The sequence below is a fragment of the Marinomonas ostreistagni genome (assembly GCF_016888445.1).
Taxonomy (GTDB): domain Bacteria; phylum Pseudomonadota; class Gammaproteobacteria; order Pseudomonadales; family Marinomonadaceae; genus Marinomonas; species Marinomonas ostreistagni.
Window position 1 is genome coordinate 244,376 of the sequence record NZ_JAFEKF010000004.1, and the last position, 15,061, is coordinate 259,436.

General features: G+C 48.4%; 13 protein-coding genes. 9 read left to right on the top strand and 4 right to left on the bottom strand.

Annotation, left to right across the window (positions count from 1 at the left end):
• Positions 1 to 99: 99 nt before the first annotated feature.
• The 4 genes from JQX58_RS12550 (at position 100) to ppnP (ending at position 3,369) form a co-directional block, all read left to right on the top strand.
• Positions 100 to 651 (top strand): DUF1285 domain-containing protein, encoded by a 552-nt coding sequence (locus JQX58_RS12550; protein WP_204147207.1) that lies wholly within the window; start codon positions 100 to 102, stop codon positions 649 to 651.
• Between the two features lie 115 nt (positions 652 to 766).
• Positions 767 to 2,056 (top strand): DEAD/DEAH box helicase, encoded by a 1,290-nt coding sequence (locus tag JQX58_RS12555; protein WP_239090339.1) that lies wholly within the window; start codon positions 767 to 769, stop codon positions 2,054 to 2,056.
• A 68-nt stretch (positions 2,057 to 2,124) separates the two neighbouring features.
• Positions 2,125 to 3,021, top strand: a complete 897-nt coding sequence (gene gcvA, locus JQX58_RS12560; RefSeq protein ID WP_338040738.1) for a transcriptional regulator GcvA — start codon at positions 2,125 to 2,127, stop codon at positions 3,019 to 3,021.
• 63 nt (positions 3,022 to 3,084) lie between these two features.
• A complete protein-coding gene (gene ppnP / locus JQX58_RS12565; protein ID WP_204147208.1) occupies positions 3,085 to 3,369 on the top strand; it encodes a pyrimidine/purine nucleoside phosphorylase in 285 nt (94 codons plus the stop codon).
• An 85-nt stretch (positions 3,370 to 3,454) separates the two neighbouring features.
• Here the strand turns inward: ppnP and JQX58_RS12570 are convergent, their stop codons facing one another.
• Entirely contained in the window at positions 3,455 to 5,095 is a 1,641-nt protein-coding gene (locus JQX58_RS12570; protein WP_204147209.1) for a lytic transglycosylase, read from the bottom strand.
• Positions 5,096 to 5,153: 58 nt separating this feature from the next.
• On the bottom strand, positions 5,154 to 5,933 hold the full coding sequence (gene gloB, locus JQX58_RS12575) for a hydroxyacylglutathione hydrolase (protein WP_204147210.1): 780 nt from the start codon (positions 5,931 to 5,933) through the stop codon (positions 5,154 to 5,156).
• Between the two features lie 99 nt (positions 5,934 to 6,032).
• Here gloB and JQX58_RS12580 point away from each other — a divergent pair, with 99 nt between their 5' ends.
• The 4 genes from JQX58_RS12580 (at position 6,033) to sohB (ending at position 9,184) form a co-directional block, all read left to right on the top strand.
• Positions 6,033 to 6,767: a class I SAM-dependent methyltransferase gene (locus JQX58_RS12580; RefSeq protein ID WP_204147211.1), complete on the top strand. Its 735-nt coding sequence runs from the start codon at positions 6,033 to 6,035 to the stop codon at positions 6,765 to 6,767.
• Positions 6,768 to 6,771: 4 nt separating this feature from the next.
• Positions 6,772 to 7,215: a ribonuclease HI gene (rnhA, locus tag JQX58_RS12585; protein ID WP_204147212.1), complete on the top strand. Its 444-nt coding sequence runs from the start codon at positions 6,772 to 6,774 to the stop codon at positions 7,213 to 7,215.
• Positions 7,212 to 7,946 (top strand): DNA polymerase III subunit epsilon, encoded by a 735-nt coding sequence (gene dnaQ, locus JQX58_RS12590; protein ID WP_204147213.1) that lies wholly within the window; start codon positions 7,212 to 7,214, stop codon positions 7,944 to 7,946. Before rnhA ends, dnaQ begins: the two co-directional genes overlap by 4 nt.
• 209 nt (positions 7,947 to 8,155) lie before the next feature.
• Positions 8,156 to 9,184, top strand: a complete 1,029-nt coding sequence (gene sohB, locus JQX58_RS12595) for a protease SohB (RefSeq protein ID WP_204147214.1) — start codon at positions 8,156 to 8,158, stop codon at positions 9,182 to 9,184.
• A 60-nt stretch (positions 9,185 to 9,244) separates the two neighbouring features.
• Here sohB and JQX58_RS12600 read toward each other — a convergent pair whose 3' ends face one another.
• Both JQX58_RS12600 and mfd read right to left on the bottom strand, forming a co-directional pair.
• A complete protein-coding gene (locus tag JQX58_RS12600; RefSeq protein ID WP_204147215.1) occupies positions 9,245 to 9,784 on the bottom strand; it encodes a hypothetical protein in 540 nt (179 codons plus the stop codon).
• Positions 9,785 to 9,888: 104 nt separating this feature from the next.
• Positions 9,889 to 13,293: a transcription-repair coupling factor gene (gene mfd / locus JQX58_RS12605; protein ID WP_204147216.1), complete on the bottom strand. Its 3,405-nt coding sequence runs from the start codon at positions 13,291 to 13,293 to the stop codon at positions 9,889 to 9,891.
• A gap of 428 nt (positions 13,294 to 13,721) precedes the next feature.
• Between mfd and JQX58_RS12610 the strand changes: the two genes are divergently transcribed.
• Entirely contained in the window at positions 13,722 to 15,059 is a 1,338-nt protein-coding gene (locus JQX58_RS12610) for a Na(+)-translocating NADH-quinone reductase subunit A (RefSeq protein WP_204147217.1), read from the top strand.
• Positions 15,060 to 15,061: the final 2 nt, after the last annotated feature.

Below are 15,061 nucleotides of genomic sequence, written 5' to 3' on the forward strand. Positions count from 1 at the left end.
GCTATTCTAACAGTGAATTGAATTCAAGATCTCCCATAGAGAGTTGAATAATTTTATATTTAAATTGAGTAAGGTTAATCTGCTCAACAAAGGAGGGCGATGATGGCCAATATTAACCTAGATCCTATTCCCAAGGATGGCGGGTATCCGCCTGTAGAAATGTGGCATCCAGACTTTTGTGGTGATATGGATCTGATCATAAGCGCCAACGGTGACTGGGTACATGAAGGCAAAGTGATTGAGCGAGAGCGTTTGGTGACGCTCTTTAGTCGCATTCTCTGGCGCGAGGCGGATGAATATTTTTTGGTGACACCCGCTGAAAAAATGCGCATAAGAGTCGAAGACGTGCCGTTTCAAATCACTCAGTTTGAACACACCCAAGACGATCAGGGGCAATCTTTATGGCGTTTTTATACGCGCACCAATGATGTGCTGGAACTAGGTAAAGATTGTGAGCTTGAGCTATTTCAGTGCCAAGGTGAGTGGCGTCCTTACGTCAGTGTCCGCCACGGCATGTGGGCCAGCTTTCACCGTAACGTATTTTATCAACTTATCGAACAAGTGAGCTTAGTCGCAACCCCGTCAGGCACTTCAGCGCAGCTGACCAGCGCTGGCAAAGCGTATTGCTTAGGGACTTTTGACGACGATTAGTGTGTTTTTTGTGTCAGGATCTCGGTTGCCTACGTTATACTAGGGGTTCGAATTTTTATGTGTGTTTAAGGTGAAGCGATTGTTATTTTCTGAGTTTGATTTAGATAGCCGATTAATGAAGTCTTTTGGTCATTTGGGCTTTAATGAAGCGACCGAGATTCAAGCCCGTGCCATTCCAGAAGCGATGGCGGGTAAAGACTTATTGGCGTCCTCGAAAACCGGCTCAGGCAAAACCTTAGCGTACTTGTTACCCGCGATTCATCGCATGTATACCCGTAAGGCGTTAACCAAGCGTGATCCGCGCGTGCTTATTTTGGTGCCGACACGTGAATTGGCCAAGCAAGTGTTCGCAACGCTGCGTACCTTGATCGCCGGCACGCGTTTTTCTTCAGTGTTGATTCTAGGCGGCGAAAACTTTAACGATCAGCATAAAAGCTTTCAAAAAGACCCACACTTTATTGTCGCAACGCCTGGCCGTATGGCAGATCATTTGAAACAACGCCATGTGTTTTTAGAGGGCCTTGAGTTGTTGATTCTAGACGAGGCTGATCGCATGTTGGATTTGGGGTTTGCCCAAGATTTACGTGCCATCAATGAAGCAGCCAATCACCGCCGCCGTCAGACACTGTTTTTCTCGGCCACGCTAGACAACACAGACGTCAATGAAATGGCGCAGGAGCTTCTACATGAGCCTGAACGTGTTGCTGTCGGTTTGGGGATGGATGAACATTTAGACATTAGTCAACATGTCTATCTGTGTGACCACCTAGATCATAAGCAAGCATTATTGCAGCACTTTATCGAGCATTTTGAGATCAAGCAGGCGATTGTCTTTACCGCGACCAAAACCGATACCGTGCGCTTAGCACAGTTAATCAGCGAATGGGGCGTGACCACAGAAAGCTTGAATGGCGATATGAGCCAAGCGGCGCGATCAAAGGTCATGGACAGTTTTGCCCGCGGTAAATTTAAAGTGCTGGTCAGCACCGATTTGGCGTCACGTGGCCTTGATATTGCAAGTGTGTCGCATGTATTTAACTTTGATTTGCCAAAGCCTGCTGAAGAGTTCGTACACCGTACCGGTCGTACCGGTCGAGCAGGCTTCAAAGGCGATGCGATTTCTTTAGTGGGACCGAAAGATTGGTTTAACTTTAAAGATATCGAAGCGTACTTGAAGCGCTCGTTTAACTATGAAACCGTAGCAGGCTTAGAGCCAAGCTTTACCGGTATCGCACACAAACCACGCTCGACTGAGCAAAAGGCCAAGCGCAAAGCGCCCAAGAAACAAGCAAAATCGGGTGCGCAAAAGAAACCGACCGCACGTAAAAAGGTCGTGTTTCATGATAACGAGCAACAAGGTTTTGAGCCATTTCGTCTGCCGAAGAAGCCTAAAACCGAAGAGTAATCCTAAGTGCTGACCAGCGAGCAAGGCTTTTGCTGAGCGCATGTTAGGTGGATGATGATTGAGTTGGAGTGACGTTTATTAACAGATTACCGCCTTTGAATTCACTGAAATGTTTTGAGTCTGCTGCCCGCCATGGCAGCTTCAATAAAGCCGCTCAAGAATTAAATGTGACGCCGTCTGCGATCAGCCATCAAATTAAGGGCTTAGAAAGCTTTTTAGGCATCGAATTGTTTCGTCGTACCAAGCGTAAGGTGGTATTGACCGAGGCGGGTGCGAGCTACATTAAGCCTATCAAACAGATTTTTGAGAAGTTGGAACAGGCCACAGCGGATTTAATGAGTGCGCAGCATGCAGGCTCGTTGCGCTTAGCGGTTGCACCGGCTTTTTTGACCCGTTGGCTAATGCCGCGTATGGAGCGTTTTCAAGCGCGCTATCCTGACATCGAGATTGAGATCCGCTCATCCATGGGGTTACAGGATTTCTCCATCGGCGATATTGATATGGCCGTGTATTTCGGTAATGGTGATTGGGACGATGTTGAGGCTCATTATCTGCGTCCGATTAGATTAGCTCCGGTGTGCTCGCCTAAGCTGATTAAGCCTGAGCAACCAATTAATGAGCCAGAGGACATGCGCTTTTACCCATTACTGCACGTAAGCAAGCGCAGCGATGAGTGGCAAGATTGGTTGTTACAAAATGACCTCGACCCTAAGGCCTTTCGCCGTGGATTGATGTTTTCGAGTGGCTCTTTAACGGCAGGGGCGGCCGCGCAAGGGCTGGGTATCGCATTGGCGGATTTGAGTTTGATTACTCCAGAAATTGAGTCGGGCCAGCTGCAGGTGTTGTTTCATCAGCATTTGAATACCAGCCGTTCGTTTTATCTAGTATTTGAAAAAAATCGCGCTTTGACGCCAGCGATGGCCGCCTTCAAAGCGTGGATCATCGAAGAAATGCAAGACAGCTAGGTGACTAGCGGTTTTTAATTAAGTGACCGATACAGTGGTCAGTTTGAACAAAGTGAGTAAAAGATGTCTTTGAAAGTAAACAGCTATTTTGATGACGCAGTGAAGTCGATTGCCTTAGACAATAATGAAGGTCAGTCAACGGTTGGCGTAATGAGCGTGGGTGAGTATGAGTTTGGTACCTCGCAACGTGAGTACATGTCAGTGGTCTCAGGCTCTCTAACGGTATTGCTTCCTGGTGAAACCGAATGGCAAACCTTTGCTAAAGGCGAAACCTTTATCGTTGAAGCGAATCAGTCATTTTCAGTAAAAGTGACGGAAACGACGGCTTACTTGTGCCGCTACGAATAAGCTAATACGAAAGAACGGCTGTTAAGCAAACAACAGTAAGCAAAAAAAAGAGGCTCTTGAGCCTCTTTTTTTATGGGGTTAAACGTTAGCCGCCAACGACGTTGATCAACATGGTGACGCGGTCACCTGGCTGAACGAATTTTTGGCTGCCCACTTTAGGGTTCCATTTACGAATGTCGCTGACACTGACGTTAAATTTGCTGGCCACCGCAGCCAATGAGTCGCCGGAGCGAATCGTGTAGGTTACGCGTTTGACTACTGAGCGTGTGCTCTTAGGGGTGCTGCTTTTGGTGTCGGGTTGTGTCCACACCACCAGCTCTTTACCTGGCATCAATGGATCGCCAATGCCCATGTTGTTCCAACGAGCTAAGGTTTTGCTGTTGGTATTGTAGCGATTAGCGATGCTCCAGAAACTGTCGCCTTTTTTAACCGTGTAGCGTGTCTTTGTGCGGTTATTGCTTGGCGCACGCGACTGCTTGGCCAATAAGCGCTGGTGTGAGCTTAGCGTGTAGCTTTCTGAGCTTTTGCCGGCGATCGGGATCATCAGCTGCTGACCAACACGAATCAAAGAGGTGTCAATCTTGTTGATGTTTTGTAGCACACTCACCGCCGTGTTGTGATCGCTGGCAATGCTGCCTAGGTTGTCACCCGCGCGCACAGTGTAGCGTACCCAAGTGACACGATCTTCAGGCGCTACTTGTGCCAGTTGTGTGCGGAATTGTTTTGCTGTTTCCACGGGGACTAGCAGCTTGTGTGGGCCATCTGGGGCAGTCGCCCATTGATTATAAGCTGGGTTCAGTAGGTACAGTTCATCGATGCTAATGCCGGCCATTTCTGCGGCTTGAGCAAGATCGATTTGGCCACCGGTGTTCACTTCTTCAAAGTAGGGTTTGTTGGCAATGAATTTGGTCTCATAGCCGTACGCCGCTGGGTCTTTCATGATTTTGGCTAATGCCATTAACTTAGGCACGTAAGCGCGCGTTTCGCGCGGTAAGTCTAGGGACCAGAAGTCGGTTGGTTTGCCGGCTTGTTTATTACGGCGAATGGCGCGCATGACGGTACCTTCACCTGAATTATAAGAAGCTAGCGCATGCAGCCAATCGCCATCAAACATGTTGTGCAGGCGCTTTAAGTAAGCAATGGCGGCTTGTGTCGAGAGCACGATGTCACGACGACCATCCAACCACCAGGTTTGATCTAGGCCATACATTTGCCCAGTTGATGGGATGAATTGCCAAGGACCGGAAGCGCGGCCGTGGCTGTAGCCAAATGGATCAAAACCACTTTCAACGATCGGCAGTAGGGCAATCTCTAGCGGCAAGCCTTCTTTTTCAAGTTGCTCGACGATGTAGTACAGGTAGCGCTCGCCACGTTTACTGACACGGTCAAGGTAGTCAGGATGCGTGCGGAACCAGCGTAATTGCGACTTTAAACGGGGCTTGTCCACATCCAGATCCATTTGGTAACCGGCACGGATGCGCTCCCAAAGGTCTTCAGGTGGTAAAGCTTCTACTTTAGCGGCTTTGGCTTTTTTGGCTTTTGCCTCTTCGGAAACGACAGGATCGACCATGTCGATGTAGTCGATTTCACCGGCCTCAGCTTCTGGGGCGCCAATGGCTTCGTTTTCGGCGTCGATCTCGGCGATCTCAGCGGAGTTTTGGTTGAAGGACTGACAACCGGTCAGGATGCTTCCAGCCAGCACCGCGATGAGTAAATTTCTATTCATTCTGGTCACATTATATATAAGTTTGTCTGCATTCTAAGGATTGACCCAATGAGGTCAACTAAAAGCCATCTTTTGCACGTCGGATTTGGGCAAAAGCACTGACTAGATCAGAGGCAGGTGTTTCATTTAAAAGCTGCGCTGCATGGTCGATGACGTGCGGCACATCAAAGCGGAAAAAGGGATTGGTTTGCACCTCAAGCGCAATGGTTGAGGGCAAGGTGACTTGTTGGTCTTGGCGAAGTGCTTGGGCGTCTTGATCGGCCTTTTCAAGCGCTTGGTTATCAGGGTCAATCGCTTTGGCAAAACGGTAATTAGCCAAGGTGTATTCATGGGTGCCATAGACACGGGTGTCACCAGGTAATTCTCTGAGTCGGGTCATGGCGTTGAGCATTTGTGCAGGGCTGCCTTCGAACAAGCGGCCGCAGCCGCCACGGAACAGCGTATCGCCGCACAGTAAGATCGGCGCGTCGTGTTCTGGCTCACCGAAGTAGCAAAGATGATCCAAGGTGTGCCCAGGCGTAGCGATGGCCATTAATTCGACTTGATTAATGGTGATGGTGTCGCCTTGGCGTACTGGCACCGTGACTTTGTCAGGCGCAAGTGATTCTGGCCCGTATACTGGGCAATCGTAGCTATTGCGAAGTTCCGGGACACCGTCGGTGTGATCCCAATGGTGATGAGTCAAGATAATGCCGGCTAAGGTGACGCCATGGTTTTGACAGTAATCTTTGACAACGCTGGCATCGCCTGGGTCAACGGCCCAAATCTTTTTCTGTTCTGAATTTTCTGTGATCCAAATGTAATTATCATTCAATGCAGGTAACGGAAAAAATGTCATATGCCCAACGTTATGTTTAAATGTTGCTTTAAAGGACCACGTAACAATGGTTGATACTTTTCGGGTCCATGTCGTCTATTAAGATTGAGAGAGCATTGTATGTTGGATGATCAATCAAGACAATTATTCCAAGATTGGTATGCGACCGAGTTGGGTGAACGCCTGCTCAATCATGAGCATGAAGTGATTGAACGCGTGCTGGACAATATGGTTGGCTATTACTTGGTGCAGCAGTCACCGCTGTTGCATCTTACGCTGCATAACCATCGTATTCGTGAAACCATTAAGTTGGCACCAGCGCTTGAGTTGGGTGCGCCTGATACCACCGTAGTGGCGAATATGAGCGAATTACCGCTTGAGCCAGATAGTGTGGATGCGATGGTGTTACACCATACTTTAGATTTGTCTGCCAATCCGCATAAGGATTTGTACGAAGCGGCACGCACCTTATTGCCAAGCGGTAAGTTAATCATTGTTGGCTTCAATCCTTGGAGCTTTTGGGGCGTGCGGCGCTGTTTTAGTAAACGTCTCAAAGCACCATGGGCGGCACGTTTTATTGCTCATCGACGGCTCGAGGACTGGCTTAAAGTCGCAGGTTTGACACTTGAGCGCACTGAGTTTTTGAATTTTGATATGCCGTTGCAGTCGCCCCGTTGGCGTCAGCGCACAGGTTTTTTAGGACACTGTGCCCAAGCGATGAAATTGCCTATGGGCTGTATTTATGTGTTAACCGTAACCAAACAAACGCGACGTTATATTCCGACCAAGCCGCGCTGGAAAGCCACCAAAGTACGTGTCCCGTTAACCAAACCGACCATCAGAGAGATCAATTAAGCCTATGAAAGAAGTAACCCTCTATACCGATGGTGCCTGTAAAGGAAACCCAGGCATCGGCGGTTGGGGAGCTTGGCTAACATTCGGCGCACACGAAAAGCGTCTATGTGGCGGAGCTAATGACACCACCAATAACCGTATGGAGCTACAAGGCGCTATCGAAGGCTTAAAGGCGCTGAAAGAGCCTTGTAAAGTCGACCTCTACACCGACTCCTCTTATGTGCAAAAAGGTATCACTGAGTGGCTTGCAGGTTGGAAGCGTAAAGGCTGGAAAACCGCCTCAAAGCAACCGGTAAAAAACCAAGAGCTGTGGCAAGAATTAGATGCCTTGTGCCAGAAACATGACGTAAAATGGCACTGGGTAAAAGGTCACGCGGGCATTGAAGGCAATGAAATTGCCGATCAGCTGGCCAATCAAGGTATTGAAGAATTGAGGGCACAGGCGTGAGACAAGTCGTACTGGATACTGAAACCACGGGTATTGATCCCAAGCAAGGCCACCGTATCATCGAGATCGGTTGTGTTGAAATGGTGGGGCGAAAGCTGACTAATCGTCACTTCCATGTGTACATTAATCCGCAACGCGAAGTGGAAGAAGAAGCTTTCAATGTTCACGGCATAGGCGATGATTTCCTCGCGGATAAGCCTCTTTTTGCTGCGATAGCGCAGGATTTCCTCGACTTTATTAAAGGTGCCGAACTGGTTATCCATAATGCCCCGTTTGACGTGGGCCACATCGATAATGAGTTCTCTAAACTGGGTAACTTCCCGAAAGTCGCCGATGTTTGTACCGTTTTCGATAGTTTGGCTTATGCACGTAAAAAACACCCAGGGCAGAAAAATAATCTAGATGCTCTGTGTAAGCGTTACGGCATTGATAACTCTCACCGAGAGTTGCACGGCGCCTTGTTGGACTCTGAGATTCTAGCGGACGTCTACTTGTTGATGACCGGTGGTCAGATCAGCATGAATGGTTTAGGCGGCGCTGACAGTGATGATTATGAGGCGCAGTTAGCGGTTCGACGTTTATCGCCTGACCGTCCGCCATTGCGTGTATTGCGTGCCAGCGATGAAGAGCTGGCGCTGCATGAGGAGCGTTTGGATTTGATCGATAAAAAATCCGGCCTATCGCTTTGGCGCAAACTTGAGAACCCACCGCTGGAACACGAGTCAGACTAGTCAAGTAGGCGTACTTGGTTAAACACATCAGGGGCTGAGCGCCCCTTTTTTGTCTGCGCGCTTTCTACAAGGAAATAGTGCGCAAATACATAATCAAGGGCTATGGAAATACTGGGTGAATGTTAGCTTAGGCTATTGCGCTAAGCTATTTTGCCCCCATTACTTTGCAGACCCTTAGCGAAAAAATAATGCCTAATTAGGAGAATACATTGGAGTTTTTAGCAGATTACGCCGGATTTTTGATTCGGTTACTCAGTATTGGTGTTGTCATTCTTTTACTGGTGTCGGTGATTGCCAGTAGTAAAGGCAAACAGCAGCGTAAAGGGAACTTGTCTGTCACTAAGCTTAACGAAGGCTATCAAGCCATGAAGTCTGAGTTAAGTAAGCAGCTATTTGACAAGAAAGCCCTGAAGAAAGAGCAAAAAGCTGAGAAGAAACAAAAGAAAGCCCAAGCGAAGTCCAAAGATGAGACGTCAAACGACAAGAAGCACGTTTATGTATTGGACTTTGATGGTGATATGAAAGCCTCTGCTGTGGCGTCTTTACGTGAAGAGATTACCGCAGTATTGAGTGTGGCTAAAACGACCGATGAAGTCGTAGTTCGTCTAGAAAGCCCAGGCGGTGTGGTGCACGGTTACGGCTTGGCCGCCTCTCAGTTGCAGCGTATTCGTGACAAGGGTATTCCATTAACCGTAACGGTCGATAAAGTGGCGGCCAGTGGCGGTTACATGATGGCGTGTGTGGCCGATAAAATCGTTGCCGCGCCCTTTGCGATTTTAGGTTCGATTGGTGTAGTAGCACAGGTGCCCAACATTCATCGCTTGTTGGAGCGTAATACCATTGACGTAGAGCTTCATACGGCGGGTAAATACAAGCGTACCTTGACCATGTTGGGTGAAAATACAGACGAAGGGCGTGAGAAGTTTAAGCAAGATCTAGAAGACACTCACGATCTATTCAAGCGCTTCGTAGCCCAGAATCGCCCAAGTTTAGATGTCGATGCCGTAGCAACGGGTGAGACATGGTATGGCTCAGAGGCGCTTGATAATCACTTGGCGGATGTGGTCATGACCAGCGATAGTTACCTTGAGCAACTTTACCCAGAGGTGGATGTGCTACAAGTGAAGTACAGTGAGCCGAAAGCGTTAACCCAGCGACTGGGTTTTGGGGTATTGTCTGCGGTGGAGCAAAAAGCCACGACTTGGTTGTCCAAAGTTCTAACACATCGCGGTTATTGAATGATTAAACGCCAGCTGTAAAAAAGCCCTTAGCAGCGACTGCTAAGGGCTTTTTTATGTCTAGCGACCAGACATTTCGTCGATAGCGTCTTCCAGTGGCATTGGCTCGAAGTAGATTAGAGTGCCAATCACAGGGTGATCAATGTAATTGAGTTTTTTGCTGGCGGTTTTATTGTGGAACGTCAGCGACAACACTTGGGCGGGGCTGGCCTGAGCTGTGCCCTCTAAAGTGTCTGGCTCAATGGTGGCCTGATAGGCGTCATTAAAACGGTAATCTTGATAATGCAAGTTGGTTTCTAAGTAGCGTTCTAGCTTGAATGACACCGCGCCTTTAAAGTCAGCATAGCCATTGGTTTGGCTGTTGCTTTGGATAGCCTTATGAAATGATGCGCCTTTGTCTGGAAAGATTAGCGTCCATTCATTGTTGGTCAAAAGCTCGGTGCGAGCCGCTACGGTGCTGCGGAATTGTTCAAACGGTGAGCCTGACACACTCAGTGAGCGGCTTAAGTTTGGGTTGAACTCTGGCAGTGCTTGCGACGCTGGTAATGGTGCGTAGGGCACACTCTCAGAGCTCATGCTGCTGGACCACTTGAATGTCATGAGATATGCCTTGTAGGCACGTGCGGTATCGGGATTAAGGTCCTCTAAGTTCTGCGCACAAACGCTTGTACTTAGAATGCCTGCCGCTATTAAAGTGAATAGTTTCAATGTAATAGTTCCAATGTTTTGAGAGTGTGGTTAAAGCGCTCGTCAGCGTTTTGCATATTAGCAACAAAGCGCAAAGTATCCGACCCCGAAAGCTTAAATTGGTCAGGCTTAGTCTGTATCAGCGAGATCAGTTTCATTGGATCCACTGGTGTGTTGCTCTTAAAGTGTATCTTACCTTCGTGCTGGTTGGCTTCTATTTTACTGATGCCAAGCTGCTCGGCTTTAAACTTGAGACCAGTCTGGCGGAATAAGTTTTTGGTGGCGTCAGGCAGAAGGCCAAAGCGGTCGATCATTTCTACCTGCAGCTCCTTAAGGGCTTGCTCATCTTTGGCACTGGCAATGCGCTTATATAAGATCAGTCGGTTGTGTACATCGCCAAGATAATCCTCTGGGATTAGGGCAGGGATGCGCAAGTTGATCTCGGTCTGTTGGGGCGAGCTGATATCCACGTCCGGCGATTCGCCATTTTTCAACGATTTCACTGCGCGATCGAGCATTTCCATAAAGAGGGAGAAGCCCACGTGCTCGATATGACCACTTTGGCCCTCGCCTAATAGTTCACCGGTACCACGAATCTCAAGATCATGAGTGGCCAAGGTGAAGCCAGCGCCGAGTGTGTCGGCCATACTGATGGCTTCAAGGCGTTTTTCGGCATCAGGGGTGACTTTGCGATCGTCCGGCGTCAATAAATAAGCGTAGGCTTGATGGTGTGAGCGGCCGACGCGACCACGTAGTTGGTGCAATTGTGCTAGGCCAAACTTATCGGCGCGCTCAATGATGATGGTGTTGGCGTTGGGGACGTCGATACCAGTCTCAATAATGGTTGAACAGACCAATACGTTAGCACGCTTGTGGTAAAAGTCCGACATGACTTGCTCAAGCTCGCGCTCACGCATTTGACCGTGACCAACGATGACGCGTGCTTCCGGTACCAGTGATGATAGGTCTTCAGCCGTTTTTTCAATGGTTTGGACTTCGTTGTGTAAGAAGTACACTTGGCCACCACGATACAACTCGCGCAAGATAGCCTCACGGATTTGGTTGGCATCCTTTTGTTTCACGAAGGTCTTAACCGATAGACGTTTTGCTGGGGGCGTCGCAATGATCGACAAATCACGAATACCGCTTAACGACATATTTAAGGTACGCGGGATCGGTGTCGCGGTCAGTGTTAAGATATCAACTTCAGCACGCAGGGATTTGAATTGATCCTTTTGTTTGACGCCAAAGCGGTGCTCTTCATCAATAATCACTAGGCCTAAGTTGGCGAATTTTATATCACCTTGAATGAGCTTGTGAGTGCCAACGACAATGTCTGCCTTGCCTTCTTCGATGCGCTGAATCGCTTCATTGGTTTGTTTACCGGAACGAAAGCGAGACAGTAGCTCAATTTCTACTGGCCAGTCGGCGAAGCGGTCGCAGAAGTTGTCGTAATGTTGTTGCGCTAATAGAGTAGTGGGCACAAGAACGGCGACTTGTTTACCGTCTTGCACGGCCAAAAAGGCGGCGCGCATGGCCACTTCGGTTTTACCAAACCCTACATCGCCACAGACTAAGCGGTCCATGGCTTTCTTGGCGGACATGTCACGGATGACGGCATCGATGGCCAGTTGTTGATCAGGTGTTTCTTCAAACGGGAAGCCCGCGGCAAATTGTTTGTATGCTTCATCGGGTGAGGCAAAGGCGTGACCAATTTTGGATTCGCGTTTGGCGTAGATTTCAAGCAACTCGGCGGCTGTGTCGCGAGCTTTTTCGGCGGCCTTTTGCTTGGCATTGCTCCACTTATCAGTGCCCAATTTGTGCAATGGTGCATGGTCTTCATCGGCGCCGGTGTAGCGTGAGATCAGTTCTAGCGAGGAGACCGGCACATAAAGCTTAGCATCATTAGCATAACCTAGTGTGAGTAGCTCGGTTTCTTGCCCATCAATGGATAAATTGGTCAATCCGAGATAACGACCGACACCATGATCAATGTGCACCACCGGCGCACCGATACGTAGTTCGGTAAGGTTGCGAATGATGGCATCTTCGTCAATGTTAGACGCTTTACGTCGACGTGACTGAGTGACCCGCTCGCCAAGTAAGTCGCTCTCGGTAATGAGTGTGTAGGCATTCGGGGCTCTGAAGCCACCAGACACTAAGCCTTCGGTGATGCCAAGCGTTGGTAGTTGTTCGACAAAGTTATGCCAATCCAAGCATTGACTTGGGCGAATCTTGGCTTGTTGTAACAGCTCTAGTAGCGCTTCGCGTCGACCAGCGGATTCGGCGACGATCAAGGTGGGTTGAGTATCTTGCGCCAAGAATTGTTGTAACCGTGCCAATGGTTCAGCGACTTGATGCTCGATCGCAAGCTTAGGTAAAGTGACCTCAGGGTGTTGGCTTGTCGTAAAGACGACGCCCGTGAACTGATTTAACTTGGCGAAAAACTCGCCTTCAAGTAGGCACAACTCTTCAGGCTTTAGAATCGGTTTTTGAACATCATAGGCCAAGGATTCGTAACGTGTTTTGTAATCTTGTAGGGTGGCGCCAATGTACTCGTTGATCTGTTCGTTTCGGACCAGAAGGGTTTGTTCAGTTAAATAGTCGAATAGGGTGGCCGTGTGCTCGAAAAATAGTGGCAAGTAGTACTCAATGCCACCAGGGATAATGCCCTCGGTCACGTCTTGATAAATTGGGCTGCTAAGTGGGTCGGCTTCAAAGCGTTCACGGAAACGTTTGCGGAAGTGCGTAATCCCTTGCTGGGTAGTGGCGATTTCACGCGCCGGTAGAATCTTGATTTCACTGACTTTTTCAATGGTGCGCTGACTCTCAACATCAAACCAACGAATCGATTCAATTTCGTCGTCAAACCATTCAACACGAATAGGGTTGCTCACCCCCATGGGGAACACATCCATGATCGCGCCGCGAACGGCAAATTCACCATGGGTCGTGACGGTGTCAACATTGAGATAGCCGCCATTGCTAAGTCGATCAGAAAGCTGCTTTTGCTCGACGATTTGACCAAGCGTTAGATCGAAGCGCTGAGCATCTATATGTTCTTCAGGACAAATCCGAGTCAATGCTGACGCCGTAGTAGTTAATACAATGCCGCGTGACAGGTCACGGATCTGGGCTAGGGTGTTGAGTCGATCTGAAATGATATCTTGGTGCGGCGAGAAGCTATCATAAGGCAGTGTTTCCCAGTCCGAAAAACGCAACACGGGTAAGGTGTGATCGGTGAAAAAGCGAATATTGTCTTCAAGCTCATTGAGTTCAGTGGCGCTGGCGGCAATGTAAAGCAACGGCGCTGGGGCAGACTGGGCGATGTCGACCATGGACTTAGCTTTGTGGCTTAAGTTTTCGGCTTCTAGATGGTTTTTGAAACCAGCTTTAAAGTTTAACGATGTCGTTTTAGTCATGTGTTTGATTGGCTTGTAAAAATGTGTGGTTAAACGTTTAAGCGCGTGTTTTAAGTATTGTGGCGTGTAAAGGATGGGCGAGCAACTGAAAGGTGAGCATTGCGGTGCTTTTGTCTCAAATCGTAGCGCTTGGCAACATTGTGTAAGAAAATAACAGGCTATGACGCTCGGAAAAGACGTTTATACCAAAATAAACGTCGCTTATAGTTGTTATTTCTAGGTTTTTGCCCTTTCCCCATGCTTAAAGAAAGCGTCCGCTAGTAGTCAACGAAGGCAATGACCTCTATAATACGCAGGTTTTTTCGGTGAAGTGAGATTACGTTATAAAACTACTTTTCGAAGTGGCGAGAGTCAAAATGCTTTCCCGGAGGGGATTTGGCTCATAACGTAAGTACGCTTTGGTGTTCAATTTTTGTTGGGCAGAACATATGTATAAAATTACAAAAGGCCTAGATGTACCGATCAGCGGTGCTCCTAATCAAACGATTGAGGATGCTCCAGCCGCGAAATCGGTGGCGGTCGTCGGACCTGATTATCATGGTATGAAACCAACCATGTTGGTCAAAGAAGGTGACAAGGTCGTTAAAGGGCAGGTTATCTTTACGGATAAGAAAACTGAAGGAGTAAAGTACACCGCCCCTGCTTCAGGTACTGTCACTGCTATTAATCGTGGTGAACGTCGTATGCTGCAATCGGTCGTTATCAAAGTTGAAGGTAACGAAGCGGTTGAGTTTCCTAAACACGCAAGCTCAGAGCTAAAATCTCTAGGTCGCGACAAGGTGGTTGAAAATCTTGTTGAGTCAGGCCTTTGGACAGCTTTACGTACGCGTCCTTTCTCTAAAGTGCCTGCGATCGATGCAGTACCAAACTCGATCTTCGTAACGGCGATGGATACCAATCCTCTTGCCGCAGATCCTGCGGTGGTATTGGCGGATCGTGCGGAAGCGTTTGCAGACGGTTTGACGGTTCTTTCTCGATTGACAGAAGGCAAGGTCTACTTATGTAAAGCGCCGGACAGCAACATTCCGACGACTTCTGATGTCACGGTAGAAGAGTTTGCGGGTAAACACCCTGCAGGTCTTGCTGGTACACACATTCACTTCCTTGATCCAGTAGGTGAGAAGAAGTCTGTTTGGTCTATCAATTACCAAGACGTTGCCATGATTGGTGATTTGTTTGTTAAAGGCGAATTGAATACCACTCGTGTTGTTGCGCTAGGCGGTCCTCAAGTTAAACAACCTCGTTTGCTTCGCACAGTGATCGGTGCAGACATCAATCAGTTGGTTGCAGGTGAACTGGAAGACGGCGAGAACCGTATCATTTCAGGTTCTGTGCTATCTGGTCGCAAAGCAATGGGGCCTTACGCGTTCCTTGGTCGCTACCACACTCAGATCGTTGCATTAGCAGAAGGTCGTGAGCGTCAAATGGTGCATTACTTGCGTGCCGGTTTTAATAAACACTCCGTACTAAACGTGTTTATTTCTAAACTGACTGGTAAATCTAAGTTTGATATGACAACTACCACTAATGGTAGTGATCGTACCATGTTGCCATTGGGCCATTTTGAGCGTTTGATGCCGTTGGATATCCTGCCAACTCAATTATTGCGCGCGTTGGTAGTAGGCGACACAGAGACTGCCATGCAGTTGGGTGCTCTAGAGCTTGAAGAAGAAGACTTGGCGTTAATGACGTACGCGTGTTCTGGTAAGTTCGAGTACGGCCCAATTCTACGTGACTGTCTCACAACGATTGAGAAAGAGGGTTAATC